The sequence below is a fragment of the Paenibacillus sp. FSL H3-0469 genome, assembly GCF_038051945.1.
GTDB lineage: Bacteria > Bacillota > Bacilli > Paenibacillales > Paenibacillaceae > Paenibacillus_AQ.
The window spans coordinates 3,289,821-3,307,682 of sequence record NZ_CP150302.1; the positions used below are offsets into that span (position 1 = coordinate 3,289,821).

Annotated in this window: 14 protein-coding genes; 5 read left to right on the forward strand and 9 right to left on the reverse strand. The window is 50.3% G+C overall.

Annotated elements, in window-relative coordinates:
- The first annotated feature begins 255 nt into the window (after positions 1 to 255).
- Positions 256 to 1,011 carry an AraC family transcriptional regulator gene (locus NSS83_RS14230; RefSeq protein WP_341183955.1) on the forward strand — a complete coding sequence of 252 codons (756 nt, stop codon included), beginning with the start codon at positions 256 to 258 and terminating at the stop codon, positions 1,009 to 1,011.
- Positions 1,012 to 1,212: 201 nt separating this feature from the next.
- Entirely contained in the window at positions 1,213 to 3,453 is a 2,241-nt protein-coding gene (locus tag NSS83_RS14235; RefSeq protein WP_341348469.1) for an AraC family transcriptional regulator, read from the forward strand.
- A gap of 114 nt (positions 3,454 to 3,567) precedes the next feature.
- On the opposite strand, the gene NSS83_RS14240 is transcribed toward NSS83_RS14235, so the two are convergent.
- From NSS83_RS14240 to NSS83_RS14255, 4 genes are all read right to left on the reverse strand, one after another.
- The gene (locus tag NSS83_RS14240) at positions 3,568 to 4,698 is read right to left on the reverse strand and encodes an IS4 family transposase (protein ID WP_341182832.1); all 1,131 of its coding nucleotides are present in this window, start codon (positions 4,696 to 4,698) and stop codon (positions 3,568 to 3,570) included.
- A 709-nt stretch (positions 4,699 to 5,407) separates the two neighbouring features.
- Complete coding sequence (locus NSS83_RS14245) at positions 5,408 to 7,006, reverse strand: extracellular solute-binding protein (RefSeq protein ID WP_341183953.1); 1,599 nt, start codon at positions 7,004 to 7,006, stop codon at positions 5,408 to 5,410.
- A 149-nt stretch (positions 7,007 to 7,155) separates the two neighbouring features.
- Complete coding sequence (locus NSS83_RS14250) at positions 7,156 to 8,049, reverse strand: carbohydrate ABC transporter permease (protein ID WP_036700398.1); 894 nt, start codon at positions 8,047 to 8,049, stop codon at positions 7,156 to 7,158.
- A gap of 37 nt (positions 8,050 to 8,086) precedes the next feature.
- Complete coding sequence (locus NSS83_RS14255) at positions 8,087 to 9,082, reverse strand: ABC transporter permease subunit (protein ID WP_341185211.1); 996 nt, start codon at positions 9,080 to 9,082, stop codon at positions 8,087 to 8,089.
- Between the two features lie 443 nt (positions 9,083 to 9,525).
- Between NSS83_RS14255 and NSS83_RS14260 the strand changes: the two genes are divergently transcribed.
- Complete coding sequence (locus NSS83_RS14260) at positions 9,526 to 10,407, forward strand: helix-turn-helix domain-containing protein (RefSeq protein ID WP_341183952.1); 882 nt, start codon at positions 9,526 to 9,528, stop codon at positions 10,405 to 10,407.
- A gap of 50 nt (positions 10,408 to 10,457) precedes the next feature.
- Here NSS83_RS14260 and NSS83_RS14265 read toward each other — a convergent pair whose 3' ends face one another.
- Together NSS83_RS14265 and NSS83_RS14270 are read right to left on the reverse strand one after the other, a co-directional pair.
- Positions 10,458 to 13,538: a glycoside hydrolase family 2 TIM barrel-domain containing protein gene (locus NSS83_RS14265; protein WP_341348470.1), complete on the reverse strand. Its 3,081-nt coding sequence runs from the start codon at positions 13,536 to 13,538 to the stop codon at positions 10,458 to 10,460.
- 108 nt (positions 13,539 to 13,646) lie between these two features.
- Positions 13,647 to 14,039, reverse strand: a complete 393-nt coding sequence (locus NSS83_RS14270; RefSeq protein WP_341348471.1) for a MerR family transcriptional regulator — start codon at positions 14,037 to 14,039, stop codon at positions 13,647 to 13,649.
- A 160-nt stretch (positions 14,040 to 14,199) separates the two neighbouring features.
- Here NSS83_RS14270 and NSS83_RS14275 point away from each other — a divergent pair, with 160 nt between their 5' ends.
- The gene (locus tag NSS83_RS14275) at positions 14,200 to 15,120 is read left to right on the forward strand and encodes an aldo/keto reductase (RefSeq protein WP_341183949.1); all 921 of its coding nucleotides are present in this window, start codon (positions 14,200 to 14,202) and stop codon (positions 15,118 to 15,120) included.
- Positions 15,121 to 15,187: 67 nt separating this feature from the next.
- On the opposite strand, the gene NSS83_RS14280 is transcribed toward NSS83_RS14275, so the two are convergent.
- Positions 15,188 to 16,147, reverse strand: coding sequence for a carotenoid biosynthesis protein (locus tag NSS83_RS14280; RefSeq protein WP_341183948.1), 960 nt, complete (start codon positions 16,145 to 16,147; stop codon positions 15,188 to 15,190).
- A 164-nt stretch (positions 16,148 to 16,311) separates the two neighbouring features.
- Here NSS83_RS14280 and NSS83_RS14285 point away from each other — a divergent pair, with 164 nt between their 5' ends.
- Positions 16,312 to 16,881 (forward strand): TetR/AcrR family transcriptional regulator, encoded by a 570-nt coding sequence (locus tag NSS83_RS14285; RefSeq protein ID WP_341183947.1) that lies wholly within the window; start codon positions 16,312 to 16,314, stop codon positions 16,879 to 16,881.
- An 83-nt stretch (positions 16,882 to 16,964) separates the two neighbouring features.
- Here NSS83_RS14285 and NSS83_RS14290 read toward each other — a convergent pair whose 3' ends face one another.
- Together NSS83_RS14290 and NSS83_RS14295 are read right to left on the reverse strand one after the other, a co-directional pair.
- Complete coding sequence (locus NSS83_RS14290) at positions 16,965 to 17,222, reverse strand: hypothetical protein (RefSeq protein ID WP_341183946.1); 258 nt, start codon at positions 17,220 to 17,222, stop codon at positions 16,965 to 16,967.
- Positions 17,203 to 17,718 (reverse strand): MarR family transcriptional regulator, encoded by a 516-nt coding sequence (locus NSS83_RS14295; RefSeq protein ID WP_341348472.1) that lies wholly within the window; start codon positions 17,716 to 17,718, stop codon positions 17,203 to 17,205. Before NSS83_RS14295 ends, NSS83_RS14290 begins: the two co-directional genes overlap by 20 nt.
- Positions 17,719 to 17,862 lie beyond the last annotated feature (144 nt).

Here is a 17,862-nt window from a genome sequence, read left to right on the forward strand (position 1 = left end):
TGTTGGTCTCATCGAATCGGGCAGCATGAATAAGCGACTGTTGAAATTCTGAAAATAAGCAATTTACTCTGAAAACCAAACATTTCATGTTACATTTCGCTAAAAAACCGTAAAATATCCGAACAAGATGGCCAGTCCAGTTGAGAATCTTCGGTTTTATTGATAAGATCATATCAAATGAAAACATAAATATTTATATATTTTCGGTCATGTTTTTGTACGATTCGGCTAAATGACTAACAAAGGAGGCTCATCATGGATCGTGTCCTATATATTGTAAATGCAGAACATGAAGCGGGTACCTATATCCCTCCGCATCAGCATGAGTGCTTCGAGCTTGTCTATTATATCCATGGCCAGGGCACCTGCAGCATCGGCCAGCGCAGCTACCACTTCCGGCCCTCTACCTTCGCCCTCATTCCGGCAGGCTTTAAGCATGATGAGAATCACCAGCCCAGCCCGGAGGTGCTGTTCGTTGGCTTTCACTGCGGCAATCCGGTGATTAATTCGCTGTCCGGTGTGTTTGACGACGATAAAGAGCACACCGTACTACAGACCCTGCAGCGGATGAACGCCGAGTTCAAGCGTAAGCGCGACGGGTTCAGCGAGCTGCTCAATCTGCAGATGAGTGAAATTACCGTCTACCTCCAGCGGCTGCTCAGCGCCTCAGGTTTCCATTCCCCGGCAGAGGATCAGATGCAGTATGTGCTCAATTATATGGACGAGCATTACCGCCACAAGCTCTCGGTGGCCTCGCTGGCAGAGATGTCCGGCTACAGCTACGACCGCTTCCGGCATCTGTTCAAGGAGCGGTTCATGCATTCCCCCCACCGTTATCTTTTACTAAAACGCCTGGATTATGCCAAGTCGCTCCTCCTGCACAGCCAAATGCATATTTCCGAGGTCTCGGCTGCAGCCGGATTCGTCAACGACGCCCAGTTCTGCAATATGTTCAAACGGGAGATCGGCCTCTCCCCGCGCACCTTCCGTATTCAGAGCAGAGTTATATAGGGAATAGTCCCATCCCCTGTCACAAGTAGCTTTTGTACACGAATCTTGTATTTGTTCACTGTGCAGGGGTCCGGCCAGTTCACTGTTGTAAGCTTGTTCCACTGTCCTGTTCATAGGCTGGAGCTTATAATCGTACTATGAACATTTAAGACAAAGGACGGTACCCGCAAGAATACACAGTGAGTCAGGGGGGCTACTTGGATGAGACTGAACAAGATCGGCAATCAACGCGCACTGTACAGCAGACTGCTAGTGAGCATTACGCTTTGCGTCTCCTTAACCTTTCTGGTCTCCACCATCATTTATTACAACTACTATATCGGCGTAGAAAAGAAACAGACCTTCCAGTCCGATCTCGGCAACCTCACACAAACCAGCCGGGAGGTCGTGAACATGACGGATGCTGCGCAATCGCTTTCTTTTCAAATCTACCGCAACAGCACCATCTCCAAAATTGTGTTCTACGATAAGCCGGACATCTACGATGTCACCGCCGCCATGTCCGAGCTGGGCAACTATCTGAGCTCTATGCCTTATATCGAATCCATCTATGTATATAATCCCAAGGGCGGGCAGCTGTATGTTGCCTCCTCCCATGGCCAGAACGGTGTGTATACCGAAAAGGAGCTGGTCGATACCTCCATTCTGGATATCCTGAGCCACTACCAGAACTATAAGGCGTTCACTCCTATTCCTAGAGTCTATTCCAACGGTGCACAGGAGAACGACCAGGTCCGTGCCTATACTTTCCTGTGTCTGGATGCCATCGGCTGGGACCGGGCGATTAATTCGGCAGTGATTGTGAATATTTCAGCTCCGTGGATTAACAAAGAGATCGCAAGCCCCGTGGACTCCACCAGCGCAACCTATATTCTGGATGATCAGGGTGCCTTCCTGTCCAGCAACAGCCTGAAGCAGCAGGAGCTTACTCCAGAGGAAGAGGAATTCATCGAGCAGCGGATCAAGGGCCGGGAGGCCGGGTATTTCATCGCTCCCTTCGGGGGCGTGAACTCGCTAATCTCTTATACAGCACCGGATGATTTAAGCTGGCAGTATGTACGAATTACGCCGTATGAGATCATTACGAAGCAGACTAACAATATCCGTAACACCACCCTGCTAATCGCAGGTCTAGTACTGGTGGCCGGTATAGGCCTTTCCTGGATCATGTCCAAAAGCCTCTACCTGCCGATAAACCGGATTGTCAGCGAGATGCATATTCTGGAGACTGAGAAGCGGGACAGCATGTTCATGATCCGGCAAAATACACTGCGGGACCTGATCCTCGGCCTGAAGCCGCTGCAGTCCATGCAGCAGGTCGAGAAGCTGCGCCAGCTCGGCATTCATTTCACCTTCAATGATGATTACCGGCTGATCCTACTGCGGATTGACCGTTACCAGGAGTTCCGGGAAGCCCGCTCATCGTATCTGCTGGCCTCCAAGTTCGCCATCATGAACATCGCCTCCGAAATCTGCGGCCAGACCTACCGCGTGGAGACCGTGGATATGAACGATGACGGAATCCTGGTGCTGCTGAACATTATCGATCCCGTGGAATATACGGATACCGGCCTGATCGAGGCCCTCCTCCGGCAGATTCAGCAGGCCTGCTCCGATTATCTGAAGATCAGCCTTACCCTGACCTACAGCCATATTGACCGTAATGCCAGCCAGCTGCATCAGCTCTATCAGCAGGTCCGTGAGGCGTCGAATCACCGCCTGTTCTATGGACATGGCTGTATCCTTAATGCCCGGGACATCTGTGCGCTAGATTCAAGTACTTATCATTATCCGGCGGACAAGGAGAAAAAACTGGCGGATGCGCTGCTGAGCGGCAAGCTGACGGATGCCGCCGAGCAGTTCAGCGCGATGATCCGCGAGACCGGGGCCTTCCCTTATCAGACCGCACAGTTAACCGTGTCCAGGCTCAGCGTCACCGTCAGAGAGATCGTAAATTCGATCCAGAAGCGTAACCGCTTACAAATTGATGGAATGGCCGAGCTGCCCAGCCTGGAAGCTGTCGAGACGATAGACGAGCTGGAGGAGGCCTTCGCCGCCCTCTTCCGTACCCTGCAGGAGCAGCTGGCCGGCAAAAAGAACACCAAGCTGCACGACCTCATCTGCCAGATCAACGCCAAGATCAACGAGGATTACATGAAGCCTCATCTGAGCTTGAACCAGATCGCCGATGAGCTGGATATGTCACCCATCTATATCAGCCGCCTCTACAAGCAGCAGACCATGAACAGCATCGTCGATGTCATCCTTGAGGTGCGGATGCGCGAGGTCTGTGCCCTGCTGGAGAACACTGACCTGCCCGTAACCGCGATAGCCGAGCGCTGCGGCTTCACCAGCAGCTCCTACTTGCACCGGATGTTTAAGCGCAGCTTCGGTACGACGCCTACCGATTACCGGCGGCTAAAGAGTGTGCGGATGAGTTAGGGGTTTAAACAAACTAGCCTGATCAAAATGTTGCAGATACTGCAACTTGGAGCCCCTATCCTTAGCTATTTAGTTGAATTGTTGCACCAAATGCAGGCGTGTTGATTACCTATATTATGGGATTTCAAAAACACCTATATGATCTTTACGCCTGAGCAGACTCAACTGAATCTGCCACTCCAGCGGAAGATTAAATATACGCCAGTACTGCATAAATTCCCAAAGAGTCAGCCTAGCAAAGACCGGTACCTTCGGATGAATTTCATCAAAAATGTATTTCAGAAGCACATACGCGGTAAGGGCCACAAACAATTGGCTATATACTGCATTTTCGGTGGTTCCAAATAGACATGGGACATTCAAATGCTGTTTCACCCAGCGGAAAAAGACTTCAATCTCCCATCGTGCTTTGTAAATTTCAGCAATCACCTGAGCGGACTCTTTTCTCAAATCGGTCACGACACGTACGACTTCACCCCGGTCATTTTCAAATTCAACGACGCGGTGGCGCTGGGCGGATTGGTGTTTCCCTTGACCAATATAACAGGTGATATCGCGTACGATTTGGGTGTCTCCCTCCGCCGGTCGCCGAAGCTTTCGCGGCATCACCAAATGGAGGTTGTCTTTCAGACGAATCACAAAGGACTGACCTTGCTGCACATATTGATCCAATCGACCGATTTTGCCATACGCCCGATCCTGAACTAAAAGGTAGTCCTTATCGGCCAAGACTTCTCCAAATGGAGCGTCATTACGCCGGGCAATCGATTCGACCACCTTCACGGGTGAATGCTGTCCCTGCGAAAAAGCAACGTGCAGTTTAATGCCACCTCTAAATTTTTTATACGGAGCCCAAGACATGCGGGAGTTGGCTGCCGTAACCGTCGTAGAGTCAATCAGCAGCAGATCTTTAGGCAGATTCAGGTGCCGCCGGGTTTGCCGGTTACATTTCTGGACGAGCATTTGAAACAAACGCTTGAAGATATCGTAAGGCACTTCACCGGCTTTGCCCGAAAGGGTGGAGTAATGAACCTTGGGCAAACCGTAGTTCGAGCCCACCCGAGCACTTTGACGAAAGCCATCCCATTGGTGGTAGCAGGCTTGGACAAAGTAGTCGAACAACACACCGACGGTCATTTTGGTTCCCGTATCCTCGTAGTCCTTGGTTTGCCCGCTTACCTTTTGGACTTCTTCCGAAGTTAATACTTGTTTGAACACGGCCAAGAATGGGGTATATTTATTCATGAGGTCGCCTCATTTCGGTTTGGTTTGGTCGTACTTACCATTACCCGAAATGGCGGCCTTTTTTGTCCCTTTTTATGGGAAATCAACACGCTTACACCAAATGCAACAACTCGCTCAAGTATCCGCCGAATTCAAGTGAATTGCTGACTTTTCTGCAACAATTCCTACCTTGAGCCAGTTTTAGAGTGTCGAATGTTGCAATTCATGCAGGATTTTAGAAATCGAGCCGCTCCATGCTTTGGTGGAACACCAAGCCCGCTGTTCGCTGTTCGCTTTGGTGGAACACCAAGCCTGCCTTTCGCTGTTCGCTTTTCCGCTTTGGTGGAACACCAAGCCAGTGTTTTGGCACCTTGCATTTGCTCTGTTACGCTTTAGATGTGGAACAACAACATCAGCCCGTCTCCAGATCCATGGAGACGGGCTTCTGCTCTTCCCCCTGCCCCGGGAGGCCGTCTGGGTGACGGGGCATTTTGTGTGGCGGGTGTAAGTGTGGATAGCGCTTAAACAGCGGAGAAAACGGAATGAATGTGGAGAAGCGGAGCGTTCGCCTTTGTGTCCGGATTTTCACCGCTAAGGTTAAAATCAAAAAAATCCGGACACAACAGCGATCGGAACATCATTCCGTTTTCGGAGCGTCCCCCCAAGCGCCCAAGCCCCCTAATACAGCAAAAAAAGCCCCAAAAGCCATTCGGCTCCCGGGGCTCCCCTCTTACTTAAGACCTTTCTCCGCAACATAAGCCTCCCACTGCTTCGTCCACTCCGCCTGAATCTTCTCCAGACCCGCCTGCTTCGCCTTCTGCATGAAGGTCTCCAGGCCCTTATCCACATCATCCACCAGTCCGGCCTCCAGCGGGAACAGGTACTGCTTCTCTACCTGCTCAAGCGCAGCCTTCTCTGCCTGATAAGAGCTGTAGTCCTCCGCGAAGCCCAGGAACAGGTCCGGCTTCTGGATTTTATCCAGCTCATCAAAGATCGCCTTGACCCCGTCAAAGCCCTTGTCGAACAGCATGAACTCCGGATTTCTCCACGCCCAGCCGTTCATGCCTTCCCGGGTGAAGCCATTGGAGGTACTGGTGCCGACCAGCTTGTAATAGCCGTCTTCCACCGTGTAGTTCTTGCCTTCAATGCCGTATTGCGTCAGCTGATTATAGCGTTTGTCCAGCACCATCTTCTGATAGAAGGCAAGCGCCCGCTCCGGATTCTTGCTGCTCTTCGGAATAGCGAACCCGTTGTGAATCGGATGCACAGGGGTTGCATAGCCGGTTGTCAGGCCGAAAGGAGAATACGCCAGCTCCCAATCCGGGTGGGTCGTGCTGATCTTCATCTTCATATCATTGAACCGGTTAGGGTTGTCGCCGAACATGCTGGCCGCTTTACCTGAAGTGACCGGGTCCTGCATCGTATCCTTAATATTCAGCACATTCTTCGGAATGAAGCCTTTATCGGCCCAGCGCTTCATCATCTTGAGCTCTTCTTTTTGCTCATCGGAGCCCCAGTAGGAGTAGACCGTAGCCGGTGAATCATACTTCACACCCATGCCGTACGGCAGCGCTCCAACCATTTTATGCAGCTCTGTGTAGATATAATGTAGATTGTTGCCCACATCGCTGTTGAGGGACATCGGCATCATATCCGGCTCGTTTTTGACAATGCCGTCCATGTAGGCCTCATAGCTGGCCAAGTCCTTGGGCTCCGGGAGATTGTATTTCTTGCGCAGATCCTCGCGGTAGACGAACCCGTTGGTTACATACTCCTTGAAGGTCGCCGGAACCGTGTAGATTTTACCGTCAACCTTAACATCCTCCCACATCTTCTCGGGGACGAACTTCTGCAGCTCAGGAGCCGCCTTAGGCAACAGATCATCCAGTGCCAGGAAGGCACCTCGCTTCGCATAGGATTGATATTGCGTCCAGTCTGCCGTAAAAATCAGATCAATTGCCTGCCCGGAGGACAGCAGCAGCTTGTACTTCTGATCCCAATCCGTCCAGCTCGTGAAGTTGAACTTCACCGTGGCGTTCAGGTCTGCCTCAGCCATTTTGTTGACTTCAGCCTGGATGGCCGGAAGATCCTTAGGAGCATCGCCGAGCATATAGAATTGCAGCTCCACCTTCTTCGAGGTGTCGATCCCGGTATCCGCTGCCTTCGCCGCTCCCTCTGATGCAGCCGGTGTGCCTGCGTTGCCGTCCTTCCCGGCACTGCTGCCGGTGTTGCCATTGCTGTTCCCCCCGCCGCAGCCGGCCAGGAGCGATAGAGCGAGCAATCCGGTTGTAAGCGTAACCAAAGATCGTCTGCCTGCTTTCTTTCTCATGAATGAACCCTCCTAGAATTTGTTGTAAGACCATGCTTCCCTGACGCTCCTCATGCTGTTCTTTCCCTGGAAGCATACCGCCCTTGTGTGTGACTCTATGTTAGCCGATATAGCAGCTGTACGGTAAAGGTACAATCTGCCACATGGTTCTAACCTTTGACCGCTCCGATCGTCAGTCCCTTCACGAAATAACGCTGGATGAACGGATACAGGAACAGAATCGGCCCCGTGACCACAATCGCCATCGCCATCTTGGTGGATTCTGTGGGCAGATCACTGCCTAAGCTGACCCCGGTACCCGCGCCCATATTGGCGATGAAGGATGCCGAGTTGATGACATTATACAAATGGAACTGCAGCTGATACTTATGCGGATCATTAATGAACAGCGACGAGGAGAACCAGTCGTTCCAGTAAGCCAGTGCAAGGAACAGGCCTACCGTAGCAATCCCGGGCATCGAGAGCTGCAGCACAATGCGCCAGTATATTTTGAAATCCCCCGCCCCGTCAATCTTGGCCGATTCGAACAGCTCCTCCGGCACCGCCGAGCGGATGAAATTCTTCATCAGAATAATCAGGAACGGCGTCATCAGCCCCGGGAAGATCAGCGCCCCATAAGAATCGGTCAGATGCAGATACTTGGTAATCATAATGTACCAGGGAACCAGCCCCCCGCCGAACAGGGTCGTGAAGTAAATATAGAACGAGAAGGTATTGCGGTATTTGAAATCCTTGCGGGCCAGCACATAACCGGCCATCGTCATGAAGAATAGTCCCAGCGTCGTCCCCGTAACCGTAGTGAACAGCGTCACCCCATACGCCCGCAGCACCTCATCGGGAAAAGTAAATACCGTCTTATAGCCCTCCAGCGAGAACTGCGCCGGGATGAAATGATAACCGTCCTTAATGATGGACTCATTAGCCGTCAAGGATGCCGAAATAATCAGCAGGAACGGAATCAGACAGGCTAAGGAGCCCAGTATAATTACCGTATAAGCTACTCCCTGCAATAGCCTGGTGTACGAGTCGTCTTTGATTTGCATGCTCTTTCTCTCCTTTACGCAGCAGATTCCGCACAACCTAGAACAAGGCGTAATCGTCATTTATTTTACGGATGATATAGTTGACCGTCATAATCAGGAAGAAGCCGAACAGCGATTGATACAGGCCGGCCGCCGTTGCCATCCCGACATCGAAGGTCACCTTGAGCGAGCGGAACACGTACGTATCAAGAATATCCGTTGTATTGTACAGCACCCCGTTATTGCCAATCAGCTGGTAAAAGAGGTCAAACTGCCCCTTCATAATACTCCCCAGCGAGAACAGCAGCAGCATGACGAAGGTCGATTTCAGCATCGGCACCGTGATATACCATATCCGCTGGAAAATGTGGGCACCGTCAATTTTGGCCGCTTCATAATATTCCTCGCTGATGCCCGTGATGGATGCCAGGTAGATGACCATGCTGTAGCCGAGATTTTTCCAGAGATAAAAGAGAATGATCAGGAAAATCCAGATGACCGGATTATTATAGACATCCACAGGATTCGCCCCGAATTGCGTCAGCAGCGTATTCAAGAAACCGTTATCATAATTGAACACATTGTAGACGATAACGCTTAAGATAACGAACGATACGAAGTATGGCAGGAACATAACCGACTGGGTCAGCTTCTTGAACCACTTCACCCGCAGCTCGCTAAGCAGAATCGCACAGATAATCGCCAGTACATTCCCCAGTAAAATAAAAGCCAGATTGTAGCCGATCGTATTGAGCGTCAGCTTCACCAGCGTGCCGGACTTCCAGAGGAATTCAAAGTTCTTCAGCCCTACGAAGGGAGCGTCGAACAGCCCGGAATTGAAATCAAACTGCGTGAATGCATAATAGACCCCGACCATCGGAAAATACGAGTTAATTAGAAAGAACAACAGCGTAGGCAGCAGCATCAGGAACAGAATCCGGTTATGGACCAGTTCATGCACGAAGCCCTTCTTCCTTTTCTTCCGGGTACCGGAGTCAAGCTGCGGGGACAGCCCGCTTGTTCCCTTCAGGGGAAACTGGGCGACAAGCGGCATACCGGTCTTGCGTTTGCGGTGTCTCAAAGCCTTCACTCTCCTATGCCTATAGATAAGTTGCCGCGTCACTGGGTCCGAAGCCTCCGTCCTTAATGGCCCCTATGGCTTCGTTAAGCCAAGTGTATGACTTGTATGACCTGAGTATAGAAGAAGTCTCCTGCGGCTGAACAGTGAAGCTTCGGGATATTCCTGTACATTACGGCTAACCGCACTGTGCACTTATCATACATTTGTGCAGTAATCGCAAGTTCAACGCAAATAAGCCCCCGGAGTACTCCTTAAGGAGAACAATCCGGGGGAATTCGGGTGGTCGCACAGGACCTATCCGTAGCCTTACGATTTAAACTTGCCTGTAATAAATTATAGGTGATATACTCTGGAAAATGTACTAATTCTCCAACCTAAACTTTCAATATCCAAACTTTTCTTCAGGAGGCCAGCCCATGAACCCGCTTCTGTTCCGCATCCCTCCCCTGCCGCATTATATAGCCAGCGGCCTCAATCACTGCCAGCCCGGCTATAAACACCGGAGCCGCCAGCAGATCAAGGTATTTGATTTGCTCATTGTCCAGCAGGGATGCCTGTATATTGGCGAGGAGGAGCAGCGGTTCACCGTGAAGGCAGGCGATGCCTTGATCCTGCGCCCCGACTGCCACCACTTTGGAACCGAAGGCTGCAAGGAAGAGACGGCCTATCATTGGCTTCACTTTCAGACCTTCCATGACCTGCCTGCTTTATCCGTGACATTGCCTGCTTCCGGCAACCCGAATGAGACTGCAGGAGAGCTTCCCGTTTCTCTATTCGATATCAGCTCCTTCAATCTGGTGTTATCCCAGTTTGTTAACTTGCTTCTGCCGGACAGAGCTTACGGGGTATTGGAGCAGCTCACACAATTGCAGGCCACCGCCCACCTCGAAGCCGTCCGCTTCCGGCAGCAGCTCCTCTTCCAGGATCTCCTGCAGCAGTTGGCTGCTTCTGTGAATCCAGAGCACCGCAGCTCCCAGACCACCCTATGTGCCGAACAGGCCGCCTCCTATCTCCGCACCCACTACCGTGAAGAGATTACAACCGCCATGCTGGGAGACAGCCTCAACTTCCATCCGGTCTATATTGCCCGCTGCATGAACAAGGTATATGGCTGTTCACCCATGGAATATCTGCTCCGCTACCGGATCGGACAGAGCAAGCTGCTGCTGATGCAGACCAGCTTCCCGATCGCCCGGATTGCCGAAGAGGTGGGCTTCAACCAATCCTCCTACTTCAGCTCCAGCTTCATGAAGCTGGAGGGGTTGTCGCCGCGCGAATACCGGCAGCGCTTCTCATGAAACAGGCCATCAGCGAAGCATACGCTGATGGCCTGTTTACTTAGGGGTTATTACGCCTCCGGCAATGCCGCCGTCAGCGTGAACCCGAATTCCAGCGGCTGACCCGCTGCGATCCGGTATTCCGGATGCACCGGCGCTCCCCAGCTGTCATCCCCGCCCACACCCATCTGTTGTGCCGCGAGGGTGACAACCGTGTAGTGCACCTTAGGCAGCTCATAAGCATGTGCTGCCTGCTCCAGCTCGAACGCTGTATACGGTGACAGCGTACATTCCAGCGGCTGGCCTGCAGCCGCCTGAACCTGCAGCCCATACCCCCGGCTGTCCGTGATGCTCACCTCACGGACGCCCGTCCGGTTGCCGGATTCCTGCGGCACCAGATACGGTGACGGCAGCTCCGTCACCTTACGCCGGAAGCGGGTGAGCCGCGCTCCATAGGCGCGGTCACTGTAGTTCTCTTCCGGTCCGCGGGCATACCACTCGGAGGCCTCGTAGTCTGCCGACATCCGGAAGGATACCGCCACCACCGGAACATCCGGCAGACCGTCTGCCCCGGTGTAGACCATGCGGACACGGACGCTGCCATCGGCATGGACCGTGTACTGAATACTTGCCTTCAGCTCACTGCTGATGCTGAAGGCATAATCGAAGCTGACCGTAGCCCGGTCTGCTTCGGTGTGCAGGCTGACCGCTGTGCACTGGCGGGCCAGACTGGCTGCGAACCAGCCGCCGGCATGGTACCCCAGCGCAGTCCCCTTATCATTGTCAGTCGTTGCCCGCCAGAACAATGGAACCGGCGGAGTCGCAATCATCTCGCGCCCCCCGTAGCAGAGCGACACCAGAGAGCCCGCCTGCTTAGAGAACAAGGCGGAGAAGCCGCGCCCGGTGACCCCGATGTTCACATCCCCTTCAATCACGCGGAACTCCGCTGCCGCAGGCAACAGCGCCGTTTCTCCGCCTGCTTTTGCCCCGGCCGCTTCTGCGCGAGCTGCTTCAACCCGGAAGACATGCTCTCCATAAGCAGTCTCGAACCCCCGCTCCGCCCATAGCTCGGCTTCCTTCAGCACCAGACCTACAGCCAAAGTGTACTCCCCTGGAACTGCTGACACATCTGGCAATTCTAACGTAATTCTCGCCTCTTCCTGAGCCGCAACCGCAAGCTCCTTCTGCCCCTTGAAAATCTCCCTTCCCTCTTTCAATAACCGAAACTCCAGCAGCAGCCGCCCCGTCCCCTCGAACAGATTCCCGTTGACCACTGTCACCGCATCCCGTTCAGGAACAAGCCGGATATTCTGGTAGAGGAACTTTACCTCTTGCATCTTCGGCGTGATCGTCCGGTCAGCGAACACAATCCCGTTTCCGCAGAAGCTGTAGTCCGTTGGCCGGTCATCGAAATCCCCGCCATACGCCAGATACTCTTCACCGTAACGGTTCTTTGCTACCAGCGCCTGATCGATGTAATCCCAGATGAAGCCGCCCTGATACAGCGGATAACGGTTCTCCAGCTCGATATATTTATGGAGTCCCCCTACCGAATTGCCCATAGCATGCATGTACTCACAGCTGATATACGGCTTATACGGCTGATTCTCCAGGTATTCTACAATGTCGGCGGGCTTGGCATACATCCGGCTCTCCATATCACTGCTGTCATTATATTTGCGGTTATGGAAGACTCCTTCATAATGCACCAGCCGTCCCGGATCAGCCTTACGGAAGTAATGGGACACCTTCAGAATGACCTCGCCCGCATACGATTCATTGCCGCAGGACCAGATCAGGATCGACGGATGGTTTTTATCGCGCTCCAGCATCGATACCGCCCGGTCCATGACAATCCCCTCCCACTCCGGCTTATCCCCGGGGATGTTCCAGGACGGCTCAACGGCGCCCATCTTCTGCCACGAGCCATGGGACTCCAGGTTCATCTCGTCAATCACATACACCCCGTATTCATCGCACAGCTCATACCAGAGCGTCTGGTTCGGATAATGCGAGGTCCGCACCGCGTTGATATTATTCTGCTTCAGGATGATGATATCCTTGATCATATCTTCCCTGGAGATGTTGCGGCCCGTGCGGGGGTTGAACTCGTGGCGGTTGACACCTTTGAACATGATCCGTTTGCCGTTCAACAGCATCAGCTTGTCCTTCAGCTCGAAGGTTCGGAAGCCCGCCCGCTGCACAATTGCCTCCACCAGCTCCCCTTCGCCATTACATACAGAGATACAGACGCTGTACAGGTAAGGATTCTCCGCGCTCCACAGGAATACCTTGCCCGCATCCAAGCTTAGAGCCACCTTACCCGCCACAGCTCGTCCTTCTGTATTCGCAACTACAGCGCCTGCTGCATCCTTCAGCTCCACCCGAATCACTGCCTCAGCCTCAGTTGCCATACGAAGCTCAGCTGTTAACTTGCCTTTCTCATAGGAAGCATCCAGCCCCGCCTGAATCCGCAAATCCTGTACATGCAGCTCAGGAACCGTATACAGATACACCTCGCGAAAAATCCCCGAGAACCGCCAGAAATCCTGATCCTCCAGCCAGCTCCCCGTACAGCGCTGATAGACCTCAACCGCGAGCTTATTGGCTCCTTCCTGCAGATAGGGTGTCAATTCGAATTCCGCAGGGGTGAAGCTGTCTTCACTGTAGCCGACGAAGTGCCCGTTCAACCAGACATAACAAGCCGCCTCTACGCCCTGAAAAGAAATAAAAACCGGCCCCTGCTCCATAATTGCCGGCACCTCAAACATCTTCACATAGCTGCCCACCGTATTACTGCTCACCGGAATCTCCGGCGGCCTTACAGCATCCAGACCGTCCCAGGGGTACATCGTATTCGCATATTGCGGCCTGCCGTACCCCTGAAGCTGGATATGACCCGGCACCTGGATGTTCCCCCAGCCGCTCGTATCATATTCCGTCTTATAGAAATCCTTAACACGGGCTGCCACATTCACCGCATAACTGAATTTCCAGTCTCCGTTCAGAGAGTAACGCAGCGCCATGGGGGCTTGTCTCTCCGCTTCCTCCATCGTTCTATAATAGCGGTGATCCGAATGCGCTTCCAACCGGTTCACCTGAAATACAGATACATCGCTTAGCCAATCCAGACTAGGTTCATTGCCTGACATTATAGTGTCCTCCTTCATCTTCTTGAAGTGAATCTGTTCCTTATTCTACCCAAAGTTCGCCCCGGCTCCAAGAAGCGGATCACAACTTCCGTGCAGATAACTTACTTTTCAGACGGTTTTATGGTTTCCGGAGGCTTTCGCTTCATTCTCCAACGATGCAAAATAAGCGATCTTATGGTCAATCTTCCGGGCAAAGCTCTGAAAGAACTTGATCTTCTCATCGATATGCTGTTTATGCTCCTGCAGCAGTCTGCGCTGATCTGGCAGACGGTCCTTGCCTTCCTGCGAGAACGCAATGAATTGCTTAATGTCGGCGATAGCCATACCGGTATCCTTCAGGCAGCAGATTAACGAGATCAGCTCCAGATCCTCGTCATTGAAGCACCGGTTGCCGTTCGCATCCCTCCCCACAACCGGCAATACCCCTTCCCGTTCATAGTAACGCAGCGTATATTGGCTCAGTCCGCTTTTTTGTGCTATGGTTTTGATACTGTATCCCATCCGTACAAGCTCCTCTCTGCCAGCCGTTGCCGGCCTCATCTATATAGTAAAAGTACCATCAATCCGTTTCTATGAACAGTCACTCTATGATTCTATTGACTTACACCTAACTCTAAGGTCTAAGCTTACACTATACCTTCATTTAAGGAGTGAATAATTAATGGTAAAAAGAATTAATGTAGCTAACGGCGCACTTGAGGTTTCCGAGATTTCCCTCGGTTGTATGCGGATCGCTGATTTGTCGCCCAAAGAGGCTGAAACCCATATCCACAGCGCCCTTGAGGTGGGCATAGACTTTTTCGACCATGCAGATATTTATGCCGGAGGTAAAGCAGAGGAAGTATTCGGTAACGTACTGACGGCAAATCCCGGAATGCGCGACCGGCTGATGATTCAGGCCAAATGCGGCATCCGTAACGGCTTCTTCGACTTCTCTAAGGAGCATATCGTGAGTTCAGTAGAGAACAGCCTGAAGCGGCTGCAGACCGATTATGTAGATGTCCTTCTCCTGCACCGTCCTGACACCCTGATGGAGCCGGAGGAAGTGGCGGAAGCCTTCGATAATCTGGAGAGCAGAGGGCTGGTCAAGCACTTCGGTGTCAGCAACCAGAACCCGTTACAGATTGAGCTGCTGAAGAAGAACGTCAAGCAGCCCCTTTTGTTCAACCAGCTTCAGCTCAGCATCATGGTAACTGGAATGATTGATTCGGGCTTCAACGTCAACATGACCAATGCCGGTTCCGTAGTCCACGACGGCGGAATCCTGGAGTACAGCCGCCTGCATGATATGACCATCCAGCCATGGTCTCCGTTCCAGTACGGCTTCTTCGAAGGCGTATTCCTGGGCAGCGAGAAGTTCCCTAAGGTGAACGAAGTCATTAACCGTATTGCCGGGGACAAAGGAGTAGCCGACACCGCGATCGCTATTGCCTGGCTGCTCAGACACCCGGCCAAAATGCAGCCGATTGTCGGCACCACCAACACCGCCCGCCTGCTCGACATCGCTAAGGCTTCAAGCATCACCCTCAGCCGCGAAGAATGGTACGAGATTTACCGCGCAGCCGGAAATGTCCTGCCTTAACGCAGAAGGCAAAAATACACCGCCAGCTATAGACGGAAGAGGTCTAAAGTCTGGCGGTGTTTTTTTACTACCTCGCGATTGGGCTTGCTTTTTTACCCATCTTATAAATTCCAATCCAGGCTAACAATAATACGATTTGAGCCAGAACGACCAGCCACAATACCTCCGTGAAACCTCCTATGAGACAAAATATAGTGTTAACCAGCGGGAATCCTACGAAAGTAAACATGATCGGAAAATCTTTTTTGGGAGTGATTGAATAATTAGCCTTCCGGTCCCAGAACTTTGTGAAAGCCAAGGCTAACACTCCGATTGTAATTACAGAAAGTGCAATCAACATCACCCATTGCATATTAGATTCCCTGGCGAAGAACGGCCCCATGTAATTAAAGAAGTTGGATAAAGGTGAGAACATACAAGCCAATGACGCAAGGGACGCCAAAAACGGATAGATATAACCCACGGTTTTACTGTAGCCTTTCTTCTTATGCCACCATTCACCGATCAGGATAAAGACTGTCCAATATCCCGCGATATAAATCCATCCTGTAAAATTCATCACCGGTTCCCCATAGATTTGAGGTTCACCGGCCAGCGGATAATAACTCCATCTTGCAATGGTTCCATCCATGGTCTCAAAAATCTGTTTAACGGCCACCGGGTCGAGTGAAAAGTCAAACACCATCGCACTTAATCCCGTAATAAACGGTTTCGTCCAGGACGGTATATTTACAGACTTTAGAACACGCAAAGTGGAATAGATGATCAGAAACTCAATAATAGGGACAGTAATTGGTATGTTAAATAACATTAAAATACTGCGCCCATAGGCGTAGAACCCTTCCCCAAGCGATGAAGCAGTAATTTCAAAAACGGCGGCGTAAAAGAACACAAAACCTATAAATTGCAGTAAAACCGTTTTGGGATGTGTTTCCTTATCAAGGATATAGAACACCATTAGGACAGCAGCAATTAAGACAAGAATGTCTTGAATAACCCATACAGGCACTACAGTTATACTACCCATTTTCTTCCTCCAATTAATTTAATTTGAATCGAACGTTTAAATAAATTATAATGTCACCATGTTAGTTAAACAACAGGCTGTTCGTTTGGATTATGTTAGTTACCATACAAATCATATTAGATTTGTTCATTAACCATTTTATTATTTTAAATTAGGAGGTTACGATGGCAGACAAAAAAACAGATCACCGGGTGAGATATACAAAAATGGTTATTAAAGAAAGCCTGTTGAAGCTGATGACAGAACGGTCTATCAATAAAGTTACCGTGACCGACATTTGCAGCGAAGCAGGGATTAACCGCAACACCTTTTATTCACACTATGCGAATCAGTTTGAGCTTCTTTCAACAATCGAAAATGATCTATATGAAGAAATTAAGCAACTTGGGATTAGTTCTGCAAGCCCTCAAAAGCTTTCTTATGAATTATGTAAATATATAAAAGCGAATAAAACGATATGTGAGGTTCTGTTCTCGGAGCATGGCAACAAAGAATTATTGGAAAGAATCCTATATATCAGTCACGACCTAACGATTGAGCGCTGGAAGCAGGAATTAAAATATTTTGATCCGCAATTATTTGAATCCTGGTATACGTTCACCGCTCATGGCAGTATAGCTATTATTAAAAAGTGGGTGAGCAGCGGTCTGAAGGAAAGCCCGGGTAAGGTTGCAGTTTTTATTGATAAAGCCACAGAGGCCGTATCCAAAGCATTTTATTCCGAGGAATCATAAATCATAAAAAATGAAGCGGTCCCTCTTTGTTGAAGGCCGCTTCTCTGCTCTTTTTCCAATTCATTTCATTCCTTATTCCTTACTCATTCTGATTGCTCTAATTGATCCTTTGCCTTTTGTAAAAGTGCAGTCTCTTGAGCGGAAAGCTCATTTAAAGTCGTAAAAAAAGGTTCTATGGGTACCATCACACCACAGGTTGAACCTAATCCCAGCATCAATCTGAGGTAAAATTGAACCTTTCTTTTCTCACTGGCAATTTGCTCTAATTCTGAGAGACCCGAGTTTTTTTCTTCATCTCCTGATGCTTCCTTCCGTCTCGAATTAAATATCTTCATTTCCATTAAACTTCCCCTCGGAGTATTCTTCGGCGCGCGCCAACAAATCACTCATGAATTTCCCGATCGTCTGTAACTCAGCCTCTGAATAAGATTCAATAAACTGATAAAAGTTGTCTTCTTTCGCTTGATGCATCTTTTGATGCAGTTGATATACCTGTCTTCCCTTATCCGTTAAGCTAAAATAAATCTCCTTCCGGTTGTTATTTAGTTGATTTTTCATAATGAAGCCTGTTTCCAACAGCTTGGAACTAATACTTGTAATGCTTGCTTTGGACAGATTCATTCTTTTGGTAATTCCGGTATGATTGATCGGCTCATGATCACCAATGCAATCAATAACATGCACACTGGTAATATTATTGGACAGCATATCGATCTGAAGCTTTTTGGCTTGCTCACGAAACAGATTAATTTCATGTTCTGTATATAATTCGTTCAAATGCAGCATTCTGATATATTGCTCATAAAGGTGACCTTTAGAATGATTTTGAAATTCCACTTGCCAAATCTCTCCTCTCTTGTACTTAATGCAGACTAGGGTCAAAGGCAGCAATCAATTGCTTTTTATTTTTGTTCACTACTGAACAAAATCATATTAGCACGAATGATATTGAGAATCAATATCATTTTCATCTTTTCAAGC

Excerpts from the sequence above, each read along its gene's own strand:
- NSS83_RS14230 (WP_341183955.1), top strand. The coding sequence starts at position 256 with ATGGATCGTGTCCTATATATTGTAAATGCAGAACATGAAGCGGGTACC.
- NSS83_RS14235 (WP_341348469.1), top strand. The coding sequence starts at position 1,213 with ATGAGACTGAACAAGATCGGCAATCAACGCGCACTGTACAGCAGACTG.
- NSS83_RS14240 (WP_341182832.1), bottom strand. The coding sequence starts at position 4,698 with ATGAATAAATATACCCCATTCTTGGCCGTGTTCAAACAAGTATTAACT.
- NSS83_RS14245 (WP_341183953.1), bottom strand. The coding sequence starts at position 7,006 with ATGAGAAAGAAAGCAGGCAGACGATCTTTGGTTACGCTTACAACCGGA.
- NSS83_RS14250 (WP_036700398.1), bottom strand. The coding sequence starts at position 8,049 with ATGCAAATCAAAGACGACTCGTACACCAGGCTATTGCAGGGAGTAGCT.
- NSS83_RS14255 (WP_341185211.1), bottom strand. The coding sequence starts at position 9,082 with ATGCCGCTTGTCGCCCAGTTTCCCCTGAAGGGAACAAGCGGGCTGTCC.
- NSS83_RS14260 (WP_341183952.1), top strand. The coding sequence starts at position 9,526 with ATGAACCCGCTTCTGTTCCGCATCCCTCCCCTGCCGCATTATATAGCC.
- NSS83_RS14265 (WP_341348470.1), bottom strand. The coding sequence starts at position 13,538 with ATGTCAGGCAATGAACCTAGTCTGGATTGGCTAAGCGATGTATCTGTA.
- NSS83_RS14270 (WP_341348471.1), bottom strand. The coding sequence starts at position 14,039 with ATGGGATACAGTATCAAAACCATAGCACAAAAAAGCGGACTGAGCCAA.
- NSS83_RS14275 (WP_341183949.1), top strand. The coding sequence starts at position 14,200 with ATGGTAAAAAGAATTAATGTAGCTAACGGCGCACTTGAGGTTTCCGAG.
- NSS83_RS14280 (WP_341183948.1), bottom strand. The coding sequence starts at position 16,147 with ATGGGTAGTATAACTGTAGTGCCTGTATGGGTTATTCAAGACATTCTT.
- NSS83_RS14285 (WP_341183947.1), top strand. The coding sequence starts at position 16,312 with ATGGCAGACAAAAAAACAGATCACCGGGTGAGATATACAAAAATGGTT.
- NSS83_RS14290 (WP_341183946.1), bottom strand. The coding sequence starts at position 17,222 with ATGGAAATGAAGATATTTAATTCGAGACGGAAGGAAGCATCAGGAGAT.